Genomic DNA, 17939 nt, shown 5'->3' with positions numbered 1-17939 from the left:
CTGTTAACTCATACGAAGCAGTGAATCTGAAGACTTATCCATCTCTTCAGCAGTGCTCATCATCTTGACCTGCATTTCGAACTGACGCTGAAGGTCAATTAATGCGGTCATTTCACCTACGGCGTTGACGTTACTGCCTTCAATCGCTCCGGTCTGGATGCTGATTGCGGCGTCTGCTTCGTAAGGCTGGTTTGGAGTTTTATGGCGAAATAGGCCATTGGTGTCTTTAAATAAGCTGCGATCGTCCGTACCGACTAACTTGATACGATCAACCACTTGAAATTCTTCTGCCGGTGCACCTTGTGGTAGTACAGAGATGGTGCCGTCACGACCGATTTCGATTTTTGAGAGAGGAATAGGCAGAGTGATCGGGGCATCATTTTCACCCAATACAACATGACCACTGGCGTTGGTCAGCAGACCGTTCTGATCCACTTTTAAGTTACCGTTACGCGTCAGGCCTTCTTTACCAGTGTGATCCAATACAGAAATCCAGCCACTGCCTTCAATGGTGATATCCAGATCGCGGCCAGTAGTAATCACACTACCCTGAGCAAAATTATTTCCCGGACGCTCTGTCATGCTAAATACACGTGAAGGGTGCCCTTCACCGTACGCTTGCATAGAACGAGCCTGTGCCAAATCGGCACGAAAACCCGTGGTGCTCACGTTAGCTAAGTTGTTGGCACGCAATTGCAGGGCCTGCATATTTTGCTTAGCGCCGCTCATTGCGAGAAACAGTGCGCGATCCATAATTTACTCCCAAAAATTCTCTGTACAAGGAAGTAAAAGCAATAGTTATGCCAAAATGAAATTTATCTAAAGTTCAATAAGTTAAGCGGTGAGTTATGAAGATGTGGCAATTTTATGCAGATAACCAACGGAGAGAGGCAAAGTTTTGATCCTCTGAGCGGCAACAGCGGCAAGCAGAAGATCATGCTTAGCCCAAATGAGGTGGTTTTGGGCTAAGCATCAGATGAATGTCATGATGAGAGCAAGTAAAGTAGCAATAGACTAACTAGCTTGCTCAAGCAGAATATCGATTAACGGATCTGCAAGATATTTTGTTGTAGTTGGTTATGAACTTCTAGTGAACGTGAGTTTGCCTGGAAGTTACGCTGAGCAGAAATCAGATCCACCAGCTCCTGAGTCATATCAATGTTAGACTGCTCTAGAACACCGTTATTCAGCGTACCAAAAGAGCCTTTGTTTGATTCACCCCAAATCTTGCTACCAGAGAATTGGGTTGAATCCCACTGAGTACCACCTTTCTTATCCAAACCCTGTTCGTTAGGAACACGTACCAGAGCTACCCGGCCTAAAGTGACGTTCTCACCGTTTGAGTAAGTACCCAAAACGCTGCCGTTTTCATCAAAGTCTACTTTAGTTAAGAAGCCCGTTGTTGCACCGTCTTCATCAAACTTAGTCAGTTCGAATGGAGCCGCAAACTGAGTTGCAGAATCTAAACTTAAGTTCAGCGTTTGCATTGGATCAGCACCGTTAAGATCGACCGGAGCGCCGTTCGTAGCCGGATCACCCAGACCGACAGACGTAATAGGGTTGCCACTGTTCAGACTCGCCAACGTACCGTCATTATTAAATTTCATGGTGTGACCAATATGACCACCCGGAGTCTGCGTATCACCCTGAGCGATGTTCAGCGGTTTCTCACCACTTTTATCCGTTACTGTGTAATAGGTGTTCCAGGTATTCGGCTGAGTCTGGTCTTTCAAGTAGTAAGTGGTTAACTTGTAAGACTGGCCCATCGAGTCATAGATGGTAGAAGACGTCGCACGGTTATATGTATCCGGATCAGAGAAATCAAACTGAGTAGGATCTTTCAAATCACCGTTCGCAGGTAAGTTTACCCCCACTTGAATATTCGCCGTTTGCTTTGGTTTACCAAATTCGGCTGGAATATTAATTGGTTGTGGCTCATAGGATGAAACTTCACCAGACTCAGGGTTTACCTGATAACCAAGCAAAAACTCATCGTTTGCCGTTACCATGTAGTTATCTTTGTTCAGGTGAAATGCACCGTTACGTGTCAGTTCGTTTTGCTGTGGGATCAGACGATCCTTTGCCACGGCAAAGAAGCCCGTTCCGGAAATTCGCAAATCCATTGGGTTATTGGTGTAGATGCTAGAACCTTCGTGGAACTGCTGTGCCACCTGACTAGCTTGCGCACCGCCACCCGGAGTGGTTTTTGCGTTAGTGAACAAAGAATTTGAGTATACATCAGCAAACTCCGCACGAGACTCTTTAAAGCCGTACGTGTTGGCGTTCGCAATGTTGTTACTGGTGGTGTTTAAATCCAATTGAGCGGCAGACAAACCGCTTAAAGATACATATGACATTCCAAAATCTCCAAATCTAACCTGTTAGAATTACGCCTTCCCGACTTCTAATACTTCTGCAAGTCGAACTGGTGATTCAAAACCAGCCAGATTGAGTAGTACGTTTCCGTCACCTTTGCCAAGTAATACACTGTTCACGTTTGCATAAGTCGATACTGGGAACTCTTGCGATGCCCCCTCTACTAAACCGGACGCTTTCACTTTGTATTTACCCGCCGGCAACGGATTTCCGCTTTCATCATTACCGTCCCAGACAACGCGTGTGTCACCAGCTGGTTTCGCACCTACCTCAAAAGTACGAACCAATTGGCCAGCTTCGTTTTCTACACGAACAAATAAATTGTCGATAGACTGTGAAAGCTTAACCATTGCCGCCATTGGTGCATCACCTTCTTTCACACCCGCCGCGCCAGGAACCAACACATCACGCCCAACCAAAGAGGAGGCTTGTAATGCCTGGTTTGATGTCATTGATGAGTTGAGACTCTCAAACTGAGTGTTCATCTTGCCAATACCATCTACGGTCGCAAATGACGCCATTTGCGCAATCATCTGGTCATTACTAACCGGCTTAAAAGGGTCTTGCTGAGACAACTGCTTGGTGAGCAACGATAAGAAGTCTTCCTGCTTCAGGTCCTGCTTACCTGTGCTCTCTTCCGCTTTCTTGTTCTCTTGAAGGCTTTTAAGCTGGTCTATATAGGACAAGCCGCTTTGACCAACGTTATTGATTCCGGCCATACGCTATCTCCTTATCCCTATTGACCCATCTGCAGCGTACGCAGCAGCATTTGTTTACTGGAATCAGCCACCTGCACATTGGTTTGATATGCACGAGAAGCTGAAATCATGTTTGCCATTTCTTCCATTACGTTAACGTTCGGCTTGTAGATATAGCCTTCTTCGTTTGCAAGGGGATGATCAGGGTTGTACTCCGCATTAAGCGGTTTATCGCTTTCTACAATTCCCAGTACTTTCACCGGCACAGTTTCACCGCCACCACGCATGGCGTTACTTAACTCGGCACCAAATACAGCATGACGCGCTTTGTAAGTATCTTTAGCAGAGCTGCTGATACTGTCGGCGTTCGCCAGGTTGCTTGAGGTAGTATTCAGACGAATAGACTCAGCGCTCATTGCGGAACCTGTCACATTGAAAACGTTAAATAAGCTCATCTAAATTAATCCCCTTTGATTGCCTTGGTTAAGTTCTTGAATTTGCCACCTAGAAAGTCGAGTGATGCCTGGTGTCTGATTTGGTTTTGCATAAACAAGTTACGCTCTAAATCCAAATCAACCGTGTTGCCATCGCCCGTATCAGGTTGTGTAGGAAGACGATACAGTTTGTCCCCTATCAACGTTGTAGTGGCAGGAATATGCCGACCGTCGGTCCGGTTAAGACTAATGCTTGCCCCGGATGTTGCCGCCTGCAGTTCCTTCGCAAAGTCCAGACCTCTCGACTTGTAACCAGGCGTGTTTGCTTGCGCGATGTTGGTGGAAATCACCTCTGCATTGCGCTCACGTACGCCCACCGTGTGCTGGTGGATGCCTAGTGCCTTGTCAAAAGATATAGCCATGTTTGCCTCTACAATTAAGAACTGACCGTAATTAATATCTAAAAAGCAATTAGCATGCCAAAAACAAAAGGCATCTCGATTACTCTTCAGATATTGTCATACTTACTTAGCAATAAGTGAGCCAGGGTGATTGGAATGTCGACTGTCTCTTAACTCACTTGATTAAAGATACACCTTGTAGCAGCAACAGGCTAAATCAAACCATGGTTTAGAGAGAGAAAACGCGAAATGCCAAATAGATATTATTGAATGGTGTAAAACGTCGGATTAAGAGCGAGCCTCTGGTGGCCGTTCAAAGAGAAGGGGCAGAAAACGAAAAAGCCTGACACTGGGTCAGGCTTTATTATCAAATTCAAAGATACTGCTATTTAAGCTTATAAATGATACCCGGATTACAACGTACCATTTCAAATTTATCAGTCAGCCCAGTTAACGACTCAGAAGCACCCAGTAATAAATAACCACCCGGGTTTAAACTGCTCGCCATTTGGTTAAGTACTTTAGACTTCATCTCCGGAGAGAAATAAATCAGTACGTTACGACAAAAGATAATGTCAAACTTACCCAATAGCGCGTAGCTGTCGAGCAGATTTTGCGGTCGAAAGTTAACTAAACGCTTCACGTTGTCATTAACCTTCATACGACCATCACCTGCATCGGTAAAGAAAGTACGACGGCGTTCAGGAGACAAACCACGACCCAACGCCAGATTGTCGTAAACCCCTTCACGACACATCTCCAGCATGCTGGCAGAAATATCCGTCGCCGTAATTGAAGCACTTGGTAGCATACCAGGCTTACGCTGTTGGGTTTCCAGAATGGTCATCGCGATCGAGTACGGTTCCTGACCCGATGAACTGGCTGACGACCAGATTTTGATAGGGCGTTTACTTGCCGCCACTTCTGGCAACAATTTGTCAGCTAAAACCGTGAACGGATAAGTATCTCGAAACCATAACGTTTCGTTAGTTGTCATCGCATCCACGGCAGCAACACGCAGTTCACGGTTGCGCCCTGAAACCACATCACGTAGCAAATCAGACAACGAGGCAAGCTTAAATTTTGTCACTAACGGACTTAATCGGCTGCGCACTAAGTATTGCTTACTATCGCCTAACACAATGCCACATTGCGCTTCCAGAAATCGGCTAAAGTCACGATACTCTTGATCACTGATTGTAATAGCAGTCATTAATGTCTCTTTTTATTGTATTAATGCAGATTTAACTGCGTTCCCCAGCTCGTCCGGGTTAAATTTCGCAATGAAGGTATTTGCCCCCACGCGATCAACCATGGCCTGGTTGAAAACGCCACTCAAAGAAGAGTGAAGGATAACATAAAGATCCTTTAAGTCGGTATTTCTGCGAATTTCTGCTGTTAGGGTATAGCCATCCATTTCGGGCATTTCAATATCAGAAATCACCAAAGAAATTTGCTCGTAAATATTCCCTTCGCCAGCCATCTCACACAACGTCTTGTATGCCTCTTTGCCGTCTTTCGCAGACACCACCTCAAAACCGATTGAGCGGATTGCTCTTTCTAACTGCTTACGCGCTACTGTTGAGTCGTCAACAATCAAAATACGACGTACGATGGCTTTCTCTTGCTCTGCCTGACTGATCTGCTCGCCAATAGTTGCGTCCATGGTTTCATCAACCGGCGCAATTTCAGCCAGGATTTTTTCAACATCGATAATTTCGACTAACTCGTTATCGATATTTGTTACCGCTGTCAGGTAGTGTGCTTTACCCGCGCCTTCTGGTGGCGGCAAAATCGCTTCCCAGTGCATATTGATGATGCGCTCGACCGAAGATACCAGAAACGCCTGAGTTGAACGGTTAAACTCGGCAATCACTACAAAACTATTTTCAATATCTGTGGTTGGGCGGCCGCCAATTGCCAGGCTCAAATCAATAACAGATACAGTACGACCGCGGATATGAGCAACGCCTTTCACTAACCGGTGCAAGTTTGGCATTGCTGTCAGCTTAGGACATTGCAGAACTTCTTTCACTTTGAATACATTGATGCCGTAACGCTGTCGTCCCATCAATCTAAAGGTCAGCAACTCCAGTCGGTTTTGACCAACGAGTTGCGTACGCTGATTCACTGAGTCAAGAATCCCCGTCATTTGCTCATCTCCATCTCAAACTTTTTGTTTTTAAATGATACTCTACCACTGGCAAGCATTGTTCCAGGGAGACCTTATGGCGTATTTCACTATCACTTCGACCACATTGACTAAGACAATATGTAGAGCGGTATTTAAAAAGTACGCTATAGCTATCGGCATGTTACTCGGTATGTTTAGCTTTTTTGTCCATTCTGCATCAGAAAGTCAGATCGAACAGATAAAAACGGCAGCGGAGCAGCATATTTTAGCCACCGTCGATCAGCCAGCGGGAGGTGAGTTGTCCGTCAACGCGGCAAATATTGACTCCCGGATTAAAGCGACAGACTGCCCGGAGCCACTCGATACATCGGCGTCCACCACCAGCAGCACCCGCAGTAATATTAACGTATTGGTTGAATGCCCGGCCGATGACTGGAAAGTCTACGTCCCGGTGCGTATATCTGCTTCGGTTCCTATGATTGTCACCACCCGCCAACTTGGCCGCGGAGAGATCATCAGTGCAGGCGACGTTACCACTTCCATGATTGAATTGCAGCGTTTTCGTAAAGATGGATTCACGGATTACCAACAAGTGGTCGGTGCCAAATTAAAACGTAATGTACGTCTTGGTGATGTCGTCGAGCGCAACGATGTCTGCGTTGTCTGCCGCAACGAAAAAGTAACGATAAAAGCGATAAAAGCGGGAATGACCATCACAACTCAAGGCACTGCATTACAAGATGGATCATCGGGTGATCAAGTCAGAGTGAAAAATGACAAGTCTCAGCGTATAATAGAGGGCATAGTGACCGGTATTGCAGAGATAACCGTCAACTTTTGACCGTTTTGACTGTCAAAAGAACAAGTTGAAAATTGATCAATAAAAATGCAAAAAATTATTAAAGATTTTTTTGCATTGGTCGATAGTCTGAATACCAGTATTACGATACAAGGCAAAGGTTAAACATGGCAGGTATAGATAACATACGTTCAGGTCAGATGATGACGACTAACAGTCGTGCTCCTGCTCGTAAAGACTCAAATGCAACCAGCGCAGCAGAGTCGCAGAAAACGCCTACACAACAAGACGCGGTTTCATTAAGCCAGCAAGGTAAAGCTGTCAGCAAGCTCCAGAAGGACATGGCTGCATCTCCAGCTTATGACAACGCAAAAGTGGCGGCAATTAAAGAAGCAATTGCAAACGGCTCATACAAAGTTGATCCAGAGAAACTGGCTGACAGTATGATTAAGTTTGAAAATGAACTGAACAGTCAAAGCTAACTAACTTAGTTCCAAGGTAAGTATTTATGGCAGCACTTGTCGATCTCGTTAACTTCCAGCTCGAAAATGCTAAGGCACTTTCCGGTATCTTGCGTAAGGAAACACAAGCCATAACAGCTCGTGTCTCTGCTGATATCGAGGCCATTGCCAAACAAAAAATGACACTCATTGATCAGCTCAGAACCACTGATCAGCGAATCGCCTCTCACCCGCATGTCAATCAACTTACCGAAGATGAAAACCTGAGTCAGGTTGTCGCCCAGATCCAGTCTATCGTTCTGGATTGCCAGCAAGTCAACCAAGTGAACGGCGAATCTCTCAGCCGTGCACAAATGAGTTTTAATAAACTCAACAACATGCTGCAACATACCCACGGCAAAATCGGAATGACCTACAATGCCGGTGGAAAAACCCACACTATCTCTACCCTAGGAACAAATATCAAAGCCTAAACGGTAGCCCCTTTTCTTACAGACTTACAGATTGAAATTCACGCATAAAAAAAACGACCCATCGTTACCAATGAGCCGTCTGAACAAGATTATCTGAAGCTATTAAATTATACCAATCTACACAAGTATCTGCTCATTCTTGCTGGTTAAAATCACTGATAGCCGCGTTATAGATTTTGCAATTAGAATGACTAGTTACTTCAATCTATGCCTTGCTCTAAGTGATTGTCTCTTCGCAATAAATTGACCATTTACTTATCCAGATTGGTATTAGAACAAAGTCTGCTGACGCTTTTCAGGTACCTGCTGCACTTCGCCATAATCACGTAACTTCTCCATTTTACGGATATCGAGATGAAGCTCAGTGACATAACTATCTTCTACCATATAACTGCGTACCACTTCCGCACCGCGAATTACGCCATCAACAGCACCGCTTGTACTCTCTGTACCTAAACGTTGATCTTGTAGCTCCGCACGACCGCTAACACGCATACCGTAAACCTGCTCGGCTAACTCACGGTAAGCATCAATTTTAGACGCACGCATTGCCCGCACGCGTTTTTCTTCCACCGTACGGCCAGTTTGTTCACTTACACTCGCATAACCCACGGCCACCAGCAACTCATCCTGACGCATCTGCTGTAATGGCTGACACCCCACCAGCAACATTGCGGCAATAACAAATATAAATTTCTTCATGGTTAAATCCTATGGGCGGAGAATCACAGTGTATGGCTGACGAATCGTCGGGTCTGAACGAATCAATACGCCGTCTTGAGTACGGATACTGTTCAGGGTATCTAAATCGCGGCCAATACGATCCGCCGGTAAGAAACCTTGCGCAGTTGCTACTACGATGCGGCTTTGCATACCAACCACACGTGCATTGACAAGCACACCGCCTTCCTGACGCAGCATAGTACCGGTTACCACATACTGAATTTGCTGCTCTTGCGCGAGATCTTTCCAGTCTCGGCTCAGTGCAAAATCACCTTGCTGAGTAACCTGAATCGATCCTGTGGTCTTGAAATCGACAACCTGAAAGCCACGACGCTGAAACTGATGGATAAATCCTTCAGATACAGAGTTGCCTAGCCAGTTTGTCGCATCCATGTTTTGCAGATCGACAAATGACGTAATTGCAATTGGTGTACGAGCGGAAACCGCGACGTTAGACACCATTAACTCTTCGGTCATACTTTCAATAAAAAAGTCCAGTGTATGACGAGGGCTGTCCATCAGCATAAACTGGCTGCCTGAATAGGGTTCTTTACCATTGTAAATTGGTGAATAGGCGCACGATGTAAGCAGCGTCATCATCGATGCGGCAACAAGCCATTTTTTCATGGTTTGATTCTCCAGATAATCTTGGGTGTCACTGTCCCTTGTCCTTGTTATTCTTGGCAAGAAACGTAATGTTGGAACAGTCTTTGCTTTTCTTTTGTTTGTCTAACTAAGAAATTGCCACCAAACTTCATTGATTTTGTTAAAGCAATATTTATACCCGAATGGTTGTAACCCATGAAAAAAAAATTAATCCGCTTACTTTCAGTCACTTTCATTCTGCTTTTGCCTTTACGTGCCATCGCAGCCTGGTATGAAGTGACAGGTGTTGCCACCATCGTATCTTCTGACGATGCGGCAAGGCTTCACGCGATGGAAGACGCTCTGTTTAAAGCCGTCAATTTTTCGGGGGCGGATATAGGCAGCATTAGTAACTTAATGCCGCTTCTCGAAGAGAACCGTAAAGAGTACCAATTCAATAATCATGAGGTTCGTTACATCCTCGTAGAGTCTGAGCGCAAACGTAGCGGAAAAATGGAACTGAAAATGCGTGTCGATATCTATCCGTCGGCAACGGGTTGCCACACAGCTCAGTACAAGAAAACCGTATTGGTCGGCAATATTGATGTTGCCTCCCCTCAACAAGCAGTAATGGGGCAAATCTATCAGGTAGGTGATGATTTCAGCTATGTAATGAACCGTCAGCTCGATCAGACTTCGCGTAGCTTTGTCTCGGTAGGCACAACCGATTACTCAATCAGCCGAAGCTACCCTGCCCGTACACAAATGATCGCTCAAGATAATGGAGCTCAGTACATTATTGGCGGGGTAATTACCGATCTGACGGCGACGGTTGAATCACAAGTGCTACAAGATGACATCATCAACCGCCAGTTTGCGCTGGAAATCAAAGTGTTTGACGGCAAGACAGGCCATGAAGTATTCAATAAAAACTATCGTGAAGTGGCTCGCTGGCCATTTGCCAAAACCAGTCAGGTAGATACTCGCAGTGCCCGGTTCTGGTCTTCAACTTACGGTGAAATGATGCTGCGCGTTAGCCGCAACATCATGCTGGATTTGGAGTCTGAGCTTTCCTGTAAGATCACCTTACCTGAAATCGTGGCTGTCTACGGTAATACGGTTACTATCGATTTAGGCAGAATGCACGGTGTAAAAGAAGGCGATAAGTTGCAGCTGTGGCATACCGCTTCCTTCATTGACCAAAACGGCTTACCGCGCAATAAAGTGTCGCAAAGTGACATCACACTAACCGTTTCCCGCGTTTTTGAGCACGAGGCAGAGGTTAAAATTGACCAGGCAAATCTGGCATCAAGCGTTCAAATTGGCGATGTAATGAGCAAGATGCTGTAAAAGAAGAGATTAGCCCTTGTTATATGTGTTCTTTTGAATATCATAGATGACGCATCTTATTCGATCACGCCCTCATGGCACAGCTGGATAGCGCAGTCCCCTCCTAAGGGACAGGTCGTAGGTTCGAATCCTACTGGGGGCGCCATATCAGAACCTTAGCTCAGATTGAGCTAAGGTTTTTTCTTTTTGAGGTATCAATACTAACTTATCCAAGTGAGCTATAGTCTGCCAGCAACGTTTCTCCTCACCCATAAGTAATTTAAAGCTCTACTATTTACAGTTTTATATTTTGTGACTTTAATTGTTTAAGAGTTTTGCTTACCCTTTCAGCTATTAATAAAGATATTATTTAGCCTATGACGAAGAGCAATTTAATCACTAACACTGGACACCGCTTTATTTCAAAAGGCAAAACAGCCTTTAAAATTCATATTCACACCCCGGAGGACAAGGTACTGCACCGCTCTGTCGGGTTCGTGCGCATCGGGGAGGAAAAGGGCTTAAAGAAGGCCATTAAACTCAGAAATGAGTTAGGACTAGAAATGTGGGGCAAGTTTTGGCGGCGTCTTTTAAAGGACCCCTACCTGATGACAAGATTGCCGCACAGCGTTGAACCGAAGATTGTACATAAACCTAACCCTACTCTTGAGAACCCGGAAAACCGAGATACTTGCTATATTGCAAAGTGGCGAGAGTTTAATGAAAACGGAGAATACAAATACAAGACCGTTGTTCGCTCTATCAGTAAATACGGCAAACTTGCTGCTTATATGCAAACCAAAAAAGCGCTGCTCGAAGCACACAAAGAAAACTTAGAAATACTCACTTTCATGGGACGCCTTAACAGTATCGACCTTAAATAATCTACCTTCGTAAACTGGTTTTTCATTTTTCTCGTTTGAGATTGGTAGGATGCAGAAATACCAAAACGTAAAATCCCCCAAGGAGCACTCTCCTTGAGGGATTGAAATTCAAGATTCTATTCTGTTTTCAGAAACGATCTTATTGCTGAACCTGGTATTCAAATTCAGGAACGATAACTTCTACACGACGGTTTTGTGCACGACCTTCACGAGTTTCGTTTGTTGCGATTGGGTTATTTTCACCTTCGCCGCGAGCGTGGATACGTGATGCATCGATGCCTTGTTCTACCAGAGCGTTAGCAACTGACTCTGCACGCTTCTCAGAAATTTGTTGGTTGTATGAAGCAGCGCCAGAAGCATCCGTATAACCTACAACTTCAACGTTAGCTTGCGGATGCTCATTCAGGAAAGCAATTAGGTTATCTAGCTTAGCTGCGCTTTCTGGTTTAAGCGCTGTGCTGTTTAGCTCGAAACCACCAGTACCGATAGTTTGCGTTTGGAATGTTTTCATTACGATTACTGGTTCTGGCTCAACCACAACCACTTCTTCAACAACAGGAGCCTCTTCAACTACTGGCTCATCATTGCCGCCGAACTTGAATGATACACCCAGAGTTGCTGTGTTACCTGCTGCACGAACAACATCGTTGTTGATGTCAGTGATAGTTTGGTATTCCGCACGAGCTGTTACGTTTTGGCTTAGGTTAAACTCAAGACCTGCCGCACCCAGGTAAGAGTAATCGTCTTTACCGCCGAACATTACGTAAGCGCCACCTACTTTACCGTAGATTGCGATGTCTTCAGTAATTGGAAGGCTAAACTTAGGTGCAAGTGTGATTGCTTCTACGTGGCCATCGAATGAAGTGCTGTCAAAATCACCAATGTTGTCAAAGCCGGCTTCAACTGCAATGTAGTCGTTGAACTCGTAACCAACAAAACCGCCAAGAGTCGTATCATCTTTATCGCAAGACTGACCTGCTACACAAGCATCTTCTAGCCATGATTTACCCATCTTACCACCCAGGTACACTTCTGCCTGAGCTGCTGATGCCATAAGTAAAGATGCCGAAATTACCGCTGCTAGTTTTTTCATTATTGATTCCTATAAAGAATTACTTTTATTAGTTCACGAAATGCGTCGCCTGACTGACGTTGTATTTCAACTTTTATTCATTCCTTGAGCCGAATACCGAAGCAAACTCGATACATGCAGTTGCAAAGTATCTGCTTAAGATTGCTTGGGTAACATTCCAGTACAGTGATGAGTATCGCTATCTGGTTTTCACTGACGCGGCGAACTATAACGCTAAGAAATCCCAATAAAAATCCCAAAACTGTCAATTTACTGTCATCAATAAGCATGACTTTTTGTGATCCAGAGCACCCTTAATCAAGCAATGACAATGACGCAAACGTTTGCTTTAATTTTCAAAAAAACATAGCTAAAGCAAATTGTTTTCTCAGCATTGAGACACAATTTGAGGAACTTTATGGAGAGAAGATATAAATCAAGGAGATATTTTATACAAAAGCGGTTAAATCTTACGCTAAAAAGATCAATTAGGATTACAAAATCTAATCAATTAACGAGCAATTCGGCATGGCTAAAACTCATATACCGACGAGATTAGTCAGCCTTTCTCCTCTAAAAGGGTTTTGAGACACAAAAAAACCGCGGAAAATACCGCGGCTTTTTGACTATTTATTCAAATACTTAATTTCTGAGGAAATTAGGCATTTGCTTCGCGCTCAGCGATAAACGCAAGCGCCATCTTAATGCGAGCAACACAACGCTCTTTGCCAATCAGTGCCATAACCGCATCAACAGAAGGAGACTGACCACCGCCTGTTACTGCTACACGTAATGGCATACCAATTTTGCCCATACCGATTTCCAGCTCTTCACATACTGCCGCAATAACGCCATCTTTGATGTTTACAGTTGTCCACTCAGTTAGCGCTTCTGCTTTTGCAAGTGCAAGCTCTAAAGGCTCTTTCGCTACGCCACGTAGATGCTTCTTCGCAGCGCCCGCTTCAAACTCAGAGAAATCTTCGTAGAAGTAACGAATTTGCTCAGCCAGCTCAACTAACGTGTTGCAGCGCTCACCCACAAGCTTGATGACTTCTGTGATAGCTGGACCGTTAGTAACGTCCAATTTTTGCTGATCCAGGTGCCATTGCAGGTGCTCTGCAACGTAGGCAGGGTCTGAGTTTTTGATGTAGTGGTTGTTCAACCATTGCAGCTTGTCAGTGTTGAAAGCAGACGCTGACTTAGATACTGCGTTTAGGCTAAACAGATTGATCATCTCTTCTTGAGTAAAGATCTCCTGGTCACCGTGCGACCAACCCAGACGTACTAGGTAGTTGTTCAGTGCCGCTGGCAAGTAACCCATATCGCGGTACTGCATTACTGATACCGCGCCGTGACGCTTAGACAGTTTCGCACCATCATCACCTAGGATCATTGCACAGTGTGCGAATGTCGGTACTGGCGCACCCAATGCTTCGTAGATGTTGATCTGACGAGGTGTATTGTTGATGTGGTCTTCGCCACGTACAACGTGGGTGATACCCATATCCCAGTCGTCTACCACAACACAGAAGTTGTACGTTGGAGAACCATCGGTACGGCGAATGATAAGATCATCCATTTGCGTGTTGCTGATTTCAATGCGGCCACGGATCTGGTCATCAAATACTACGCTGCCTTCTTTTGGGTTACGGAAACGGATAACACATGGATCGCCATCTTTTGCCGCTTCGTTTGCCGCTTTAATTTTTGGATGGTTAGCATCGTAACGAGGCATTTCTTTGTTTGCTTCTTGCTCGGCACGAACTTCGTCTAGCAGCTCTTTCGATGCGTAACATTTGTATGCTTTGTCTTCCGCAAGAAGCTTATCAACCATCTCGTTGTAACGATCAAAACGTTGAGTTTGGTAGTAAGGACCTTCATTCCACTCCAGACCCAGCCATTCCATACCTTCCAGAATCGCATCAACCGCTTCTTTAGAGTTACGCTCAAGATCAGTATCTTCAATACGCAGAACGAATTCGCCACCTTGGTTTTTAGCATATAGCCAAGAGTACAGTGCAGTACGTGCACCACCAACGTGTAGATAGCCAGTTGGGCTAGGAGCAAAACGAGTTTTAACCGTCATTTGAGTTCCTTAGGGGTAATGTTCAACAAGAGTAATCTCTCGTTGTAATGTCTGGGATAAAAGTGGCGACATTTTACCATCGTAAGGCAATACTACAATCATTCAGTGCGGGTAGACCTAAATAACCTCAAAATGCAGGGTTCTGCGCACATAGCCTGATTAACGACAAACCTTGACCTTACCCTTGCAGGAAGGTTTAAGCTCATTATATTGATATTAATGAGGACGAGTTATGAATCAGTTTGTAGTGCCGATGTCGGGGCTTAACTGCATGGGATGTGCAAGAAAAGTTGAGAAGACTTTACATGCAAATCATAGTGTTGAGATCATCAACTTGTCTCCGACTTCCGTTGAAGTAAAAACCGACGCATCGTTAAAAGAGATCGCCGAATCGATTCAATCCCTGGGTTATCAGGCAGGTTACGCACATGACTTTAACCTGTCTGGCCTGAACTGTGGCGGCTGTGTTAAAAAGCTTTCTTCATTATTAGACTCAAATCCCGACATCATTTCGTTTGAAGCTTCTACGACGCAATTAAATATTCGAACTCTTCTTTCTGAGCAGCAAGTCATAGACCTTGTTGCTGGCTTAGGCTACACCGCAAGTAAAGAAGCCGTTACAGACACCGAAAGCACAGAAGCTAAAAGTGCCGCGCCTGAAGATGACACCCAACCAGCAAAAAGCGAAGCACCCGAGAATCAACAGGAAAACATTCCACCAGTCGGCAGCACTCAACTACAAATGCTAATTCAGGGGATGACCTGCGCTAGCTGCGTTTCTTCAGTCGAAAAAGCACTGACTAATGTGGAAGGAGTGGAAAAGGCACAGGTAAACCTTGCTGAACAAAGTGCATTAGTCTTCGCAAATCAGGATTCTGAAACCCTGCACCAGGCAATTATCGAATCGGTCAGGCAAGCCGGATACCAAGCGGAAATATTGCAAGACGCCGAGACACAGCAACAAAAGCAAGTACAGAAACAGTTAGCACAGCAAAAACGTTTTAAGTTGGATGCGATTGCCGGTTTAGTGGTCGGTGCGCCTTTAATGCTGTGGGGCATTGCCGGCGGGAACATGATGATTCGTAGTGCCAGTGACCAGCTGATTTGGGGCGTGATCGGCTTAGTATGTTTACTGCTTCTGGCCACCGCAGGTCGTCACTTCTTCAGCAATGCCTGGCTGGCCGCATCCCATAAACGTGCCACCATGGATACTCTGGTTGCGTTAGGCACTGGCGCCGCGTGGTTTTACTCTATGCTTGTGGTGATTTTCCCGAGTTGGTTTCCACAGGCATCGCGCCATGTTTACTTTGAAGCCAGTGCAATGATCATTGGTTTGATTTCGCTCGGCCACTATATAGAGGCCAAAGCCAAAGCCAACACTACCCGCTCCTTACAGGCACTGATTAACTTGCAGCCACAGCAGGCAACAGCCATAACAGAGAAAGGTGATCAACCAATCAGCGTTGAGCAAATTACGCTGGGCATGAAACTAAGAATTAAACCCGGAGAGAAGGTTCCGGTAGACGGAGAGGTACTCGAAGGCGAGTCCTATATTGATGAATCCATGCTGACAGGTGAGCCTGTGCCGGTATTAAAAGGGCAAGCAGCAGAAGTTTCTGCAGGTACGCTTAATACCGACGGTAGCTTAATCATTAAAGCAACTGGCATTGGTGCCAATACCATGCTTGCGCGCATCATTCGTATGGTAAGAACTGCTCAAAGCAGTAAGCCGGCCATCGCGAAGTTAGCCGACCAAATCTCCGCGGTGTTTGTACCTGTTGTAGTCGGGATTGCCGTGCTTGCTGCGTTGGTTTGGTTTGCCGTGGGTCCAGAGCCAAAAGCCAGCTATATGTTAGTGGTGACAACGACCGTACTGATCATCGCCTGTCCCTGTGCCCTTGGCCTGGCAACCCCCCTCTCCGTGACGGTTGGCGTCGGTAAAGCCGCGGAGTTAGGAATATTAATTAAAGATGCAGATGCACTGCAGTTGGCGAGCAAAGTCGATACTGTCGTATTCGATAAAACCGGCACATTAACCCAAGGTAAGCCGAGTGTGCAGCAGGTGTTTACTCATACCACCAGCCAGGAAGAGTTACTTGCCCTAGCCTATGCCGCTGAGCGCCAGTCAGAGCACCCTCTGGCCAAGGCGGTATGTGATTTCGCGAAACAACAAGAAGCGAAAGAAGTGACCTTAGATAAGTTCGAAAACGTTCGCGGCCGCGGGATTTTAGCCACTTATCAAGACAAGCCACTGCTTATCGGGTCATTGCAGTTTATGCAGACAGAACACATCGACACAAATACTCTCAGAAAAGAGATAGAAGAATGCGCCGAAAACGCGTGGACGCCTGTCGCCATGGCTTTGGATAATGTACTGATCGGTCTCATCGCTATTGCGGACCCAATAAAATCTGACGCTAAGCAAGCCCTGGCAACGTTAAAAACACAGGGCATAAAAACCGTGATGCTAACCGGTGATAATCAGCACGTAGCGGACGCCATCGGTAACGAACTCGGCATTGATGAAGTCATTGCCCAAGTCCTTCCAGATGAAAAAGCACAGCACATTGAACAGCTTCAGTCTAAAGGGCATACCGTTGCCATGGTCGGGGATGGCATCAATGACGCGCCGGCCCTCGCGCTCGCTAACCTTGGCATTGCAATGGGCAGCGGCAGCGATGTCGCTATAGAAAGCGCGCAAATGACCATACTCAACAAATCACCAATGGCGGTAGTGCATGCGATTGAGCTTTCACGCGCTACGCTTAAAAACATGAAACAAAACTTGTTTGGAGCCTTTGTTTATAACTCGCTGGGTATTCCTGTCGCCGCTGGCGTACTCTACCCGGCATTTGGCTTTTTGCTCAGTCCCGTTGTTGCCGGAGCAGCGATGGCACTGTCTTCAATTACTGTCGTTAGTAATGCAAACCGACTACGACTGTTTTCAGTAAAATGACGACTTCTTTATGAGGATATTATGAAATTGAAACTTCTGACCTTTGCAATGCTTGCGACCGTCTCAGCCAATGTTTTGGCAGCCGATGTCCTTAACCATAAATCGCCTTACTGTGGTTGCTGTGGTGAATGGACAAAACACATGGAAGAGAACGGCTTTACGGTCGAAGAAAAACTGCATGATGATATGAACGCCATTAAACGCGAACTCGGCATTAATAACCAACAGCTTTACTCTTGCCATACAGCAGAAATAAATGGTTATCTGTTCGAAGGACACGTGCCAGCTGCTGATATCAAAGCGTTTCTGGAAAACCCGCCAAAGAACGCGAAAGGGCTGACAGTACCGGGAATGCCGATGGGCTCTCCGGGAATGGAGTACGGCGATAAAAAAGACAGCTACACCGTATACGCCTTTAATGAACAAGGCCAAGTTTCGGCATTTAGTCACCACGAAGGCAACGATAAATAAAAAACAAAGCCCGGCGAACATATCACCGGGCTTGTTCTTAGTGCTTATTCCTCTGAA

General features: G+C 45.6%; 18 protein-coding genes and 1 tRNA gene. 8 read left to right on the top strand and 11 right to left on the bottom strand.

Annotated features, from left to right (window positions below; translation table 11 throughout):
• Positions 1–3: 3 nt before the first annotated feature.
• The 7 genes from KHN79_RS03820 to KHN79_RS03790 all read right to left on the bottom strand — a co-directional run bounded on the left by KHN79_RS03820 (position 4) and on the right by KHN79_RS03790 (position 6061).
• On the bottom strand, positions 4–753 hold the full coding sequence (locus KHN79_RS03820) for a flagellar basal body rod protein FlgF (RefSeq protein WP_182011559.1): 750 nt from the start codon (positions 751–753) through the stop codon (positions 4–6).
• A gap of 290 nt (positions 754–1043) precedes the next feature.
• A complete protein-coding gene (gene flgE, locus KHN79_RS03815) occupies positions 1044–2357 on the bottom strand; it encodes a flagellar hook protein FlgE (RefSeq protein ID WP_182011558.1) in 1314 nt (437 codons plus the stop codon).
• 30 nt (positions 2358–2387) lie between these two features.
• Positions 2388–3095 (bottom strand): flagellar hook assembly protein FlgD, encoded by a 708-nt coding sequence (flgD, locus tag KHN79_RS03810; RefSeq protein WP_182011557.1) that lies wholly within the window; start codon positions 3093–3095, stop codon positions 2388–2390.
• A gap of 17 nt (positions 3096–3112) precedes the next feature.
• Complete coding sequence (gene flgC / locus KHN79_RS03805) at positions 3113–3529, bottom strand: flagellar basal body rod protein FlgC (RefSeq protein ID WP_182011556.1); 417 nt, start codon at positions 3527–3529, stop codon at positions 3113–3115.
• Positions 3530–3534: 5 nt separating this feature from the next.
• Entirely contained in the window at positions 3535–3930 is a 396-nt protein-coding gene (flgB, locus tag KHN79_RS03800) for a flagellar basal body rod protein FlgB (RefSeq protein WP_182011555.1), read from the bottom strand.
• Between the two features lie 364 nt (positions 3931–4294).
• Positions 4295–5122: a protein-glutamate O-methyltransferase gene (locus tag KHN79_RS03795; protein ID WP_182011554.1), complete on the bottom strand. Its 828-nt coding sequence runs from the start codon at positions 5120–5122 to the stop codon at positions 4295–4297.
• Positions 5123–5134: 12 nt separating this feature from the next.
• A complete protein-coding gene (locus KHN79_RS03790) occupies positions 5135–6061 on the bottom strand; it encodes a chemotaxis protein CheV (RefSeq protein ID WP_182011553.1) in 927 nt (308 codons plus the stop codon).
• 76 nt (positions 6062–6137) lie between these two features.
• Between KHN79_RS03790 and flgA the strand changes: the two genes are divergently transcribed.
• The 3 genes from flgA (at position 6138) to flgN (ending at position 7776) form a co-directional block, all read left to right on the top strand.
• Positions 6138–6884 carry a flagellar basal body P-ring formation chaperone FlgA gene (flgA, locus tag KHN79_RS03785; protein ID WP_182011552.1) on the top strand — a complete coding sequence of 249 codons (747 nt, stop codon included), beginning with the start codon at positions 6138–6140 and terminating at the stop codon, positions 6882–6884.
• A gap of 125 nt (positions 6885–7009) precedes the next feature.
• Positions 7010–7324, top strand: a complete 315-nt coding sequence (gene flgM / locus KHN79_RS03780; RefSeq protein WP_182011551.1) for a flagellar biosynthesis anti-sigma factor FlgM — start codon at positions 7010–7012, stop codon at positions 7322–7324.
• A 26-nt stretch (positions 7325–7350) separates the two neighbouring features.
• Positions 7351–7776 carry a flagellar export chaperone FlgN gene (gene flgN, locus KHN79_RS03775; RefSeq protein WP_182011550.1) on the top strand — a complete coding sequence of 142 codons (426 nt, stop codon included), beginning with the start codon at positions 7351–7353 and terminating at the stop codon, positions 7774–7776.
• Between the two features lie 270 nt (positions 7777–8046).
• Here the strand turns inward: flgN and flgP are convergent, their stop codons facing one another.
• Positions 8047–8478, bottom strand: a complete 432-nt coding sequence (gene flgP / locus KHN79_RS03770; RefSeq protein WP_182011549.1) for a flagellar assembly lipoprotein FlgP — start codon at positions 8476–8478, stop codon at positions 8047–8049.
• Positions 8479–8487: 9 nt separating this feature from the next.
• Positions 8488–9126 carry a FlgO family outer membrane protein gene (locus KHN79_RS03765; protein WP_182011548.1) on the bottom strand — a complete coding sequence of 213 codons (639 nt, stop codon included), beginning with the start codon at positions 9124–9126 and terminating at the stop codon, positions 8488–8490.
• 174 nt (positions 9127–9300) lie between these two features.
• On the opposite strand from KHN79_RS03765, the gene KHN79_RS03760 reads away from it, so the two are divergent.
• The 3 genes from KHN79_RS03760 to KHN79_RS03750 all read left to right on the top strand — a co-directional run bounded on the left by KHN79_RS03760 (position 9301) and on the right by KHN79_RS03750 (position 11297).
• Positions 9301–10434, top strand: coding sequence for a flagellar assembly protein FlgT (locus KHN79_RS03760; RefSeq protein WP_182011547.1), 1134 nt, complete (start codon positions 9301–9303; stop codon positions 10432–10434).
• A 68-nt stretch (positions 10435–10502) separates the two neighbouring features.
• A tRNA-Arg gene (locus KHN79_RS03755) sits at positions 10503–10579 on the top strand.
• 211 nt (positions 10580–10790) lie between these two features.
• Entirely contained in the window at positions 10791–11297 is a 507-nt protein-coding gene (locus KHN79_RS03750) for a Fe3+-citrate ABC transporter substrate-binding protein (protein ID WP_182011546.1), read from the top strand.
• 139 nt (positions 11298–11436) lie between these two features.
• Here the strand turns inward: KHN79_RS03750 and KHN79_RS03745 are convergent, their stop codons facing one another.
• A complete protein-coding gene (locus tag KHN79_RS03745) occupies positions 11437–12390 on the bottom strand; it encodes an OmpA family protein (RefSeq protein ID WP_182011545.1) in 954 nt (317 codons plus the stop codon).
• A gap of 637 nt (positions 12391–13027) precedes the next feature.
• Entirely contained in the window at positions 13028–14455 is a 1428-nt protein-coding gene (gltX, locus tag KHN79_RS03740) for a glutamate--tRNA ligase (protein ID WP_182011544.1), read from the bottom strand.
• 232 nt (positions 14456–14687) lie between these two features.
• On the opposite strand from gltX, the gene KHN79_RS03735 reads away from it, so the two are divergent.
• Both KHN79_RS03735 and KHN79_RS03730 read left to right on the top strand, forming a co-directional pair.
• On the top strand, positions 14688–17411 hold the full coding sequence (locus KHN79_RS03735) for a heavy metal translocating P-type ATPase (protein WP_182011543.1): 2724 nt from the start codon (positions 14688–14690) through the stop codon (positions 17409–17411).
• 21 nt (positions 17412–17432) lie between these two features.
• The gene (locus tag KHN79_RS03730; RefSeq protein WP_182011542.1) at positions 17433–17882 is read left to right on the top strand and encodes a DUF411 domain-containing protein; all 450 of its coding nucleotides are present in this window, start codon (positions 17433–17435) and stop codon (positions 17880–17882) included.
• Positions 17883–17939 lie beyond the last annotated feature (57 nt).

Source organism: Vibrio sp. B1FLJ16 (genome assembly GCF_905175385.1).
In the GTDB taxonomy this organism is placed as follows: Bacteria; Pseudomonadota; Gammaproteobacteria; order Enterobacterales; family Vibrionaceae; genus Vibrio.
The sequence above is the reverse complement of the archived record's forward strand: the minus strand, read 5'-3'. Positions and strand labels throughout refer to the sequence as shown.

Bases quoted from the DNA above. Each gene is read 5' to 3' on its own strand.
- KHN79_RS03745 (WP_182011545.1), bottom strand. From the start codon at position 12,390: ATGAAAAAACTAGCAGCGGTAATTTCGGCATCTTTACTTATGGCATCA.
- KHN79_RS03795 (WP_182011554.1), bottom strand. From the start codon at position 5,122: ATGACTGCTATTACAATCAGTGATCAAGAGTATCGTGACTTTAGCCGA.
- flgC (WP_182011556.1), bottom strand. From the start codon at position 3,529: ATGAGCTTATTTAACGTTTTCAATGTGACAGGTTCCGCAATGAGCGCT.
- KHN79_RS03735 (WP_182011543.1), top strand. From the start codon at position 14,688: ATGAATCAGTTTGTAGTGCCGATGTCGGGGCTTAACTGCATGGGATGT.
- KHN79_RS03760 (WP_182011547.1), top strand. From the start codon at position 9,301: ATGAAAAAAAAATTAATCCGCTTACTTTCAGTCACTTTCATTCTGCTT.
- flgP (WP_182011549.1), bottom strand. From the start codon at position 8,478: ATGAAGAAATTTATATTTGTTATTGCCGCAATGTTGCTGGTGGGGTGT.
- KHN79_RS03765 (WP_182011548.1), bottom strand. From the start codon at position 9,126: ATGAAAAAATGGCTTGTTGCCGCATCGATGATGACGCTGCTTACATCG.
- flgA (WP_182011552.1), top strand. From the start codon at position 6,138: ATGGCGTATTTCACTATCACTTCGACCACATTGACTAAGACAATATGT.
- KHN79_RS03820 (WP_182011559.1), bottom strand. From the start codon at position 753: ATGGATCGCGCACTGTTTCTCGCAATGAGCGGCGCTAAGCAAAATATG.
- KHN79_RS03730 (WP_182011542.1), top strand. From the start codon at position 17,433: ATGAAATTGAAACTTCTGACCTTTGCAATGCTTGCGACCGTCTCAGCC.
- flgN (WP_182011550.1), top strand. From the start codon at position 7,351: ATGGCAGCACTTGTCGATCTCGTTAACTTCCAGCTCGAAAATGCTAAG.
- flgM (WP_182011551.1), top strand. From the start codon at position 7,010: ATGGCAGGTATAGATAACATACGTTCAGGTCAGATGATGACGACTAAC.
- flgE (WP_182011558.1), bottom strand. From the start codon at position 2,357: ATGTCATATGTATCTTTAAGCGGTTTGTCTGCCGCTCAATTGGATTTA.
- gltX (WP_182011544.1), bottom strand. From the start codon at position 14,455: ATGACGGTTAAAACTCGTTTTGCTCCTAGCCCAACTGGCTATCTACAC.
- KHN79_RS03790 (WP_182011553.1), bottom strand. From the start codon at position 6,061: ATGACGGGGATTCTTGACTCAGTGAATCAGCGTACGCAACTCGTTGGT.
- flgB (WP_182011555.1), bottom strand. From the start codon at position 3,930: ATGGCTATATCTTTTGACAAGGCACTAGGCATCCACCAGCACACGGTG.
- flgD (WP_182011557.1), bottom strand. From the start codon at position 3,095: ATGGCCGGAATCAATAACGTTGGTCAAAGCGGCTTGTCCTATATAGAC.
- KHN79_RS03750 (WP_182011546.1), top strand. From the start codon at position 10,791: ATGACGAAGAGCAATTTAATCACTAACACTGGACACCGCTTTATTTCA.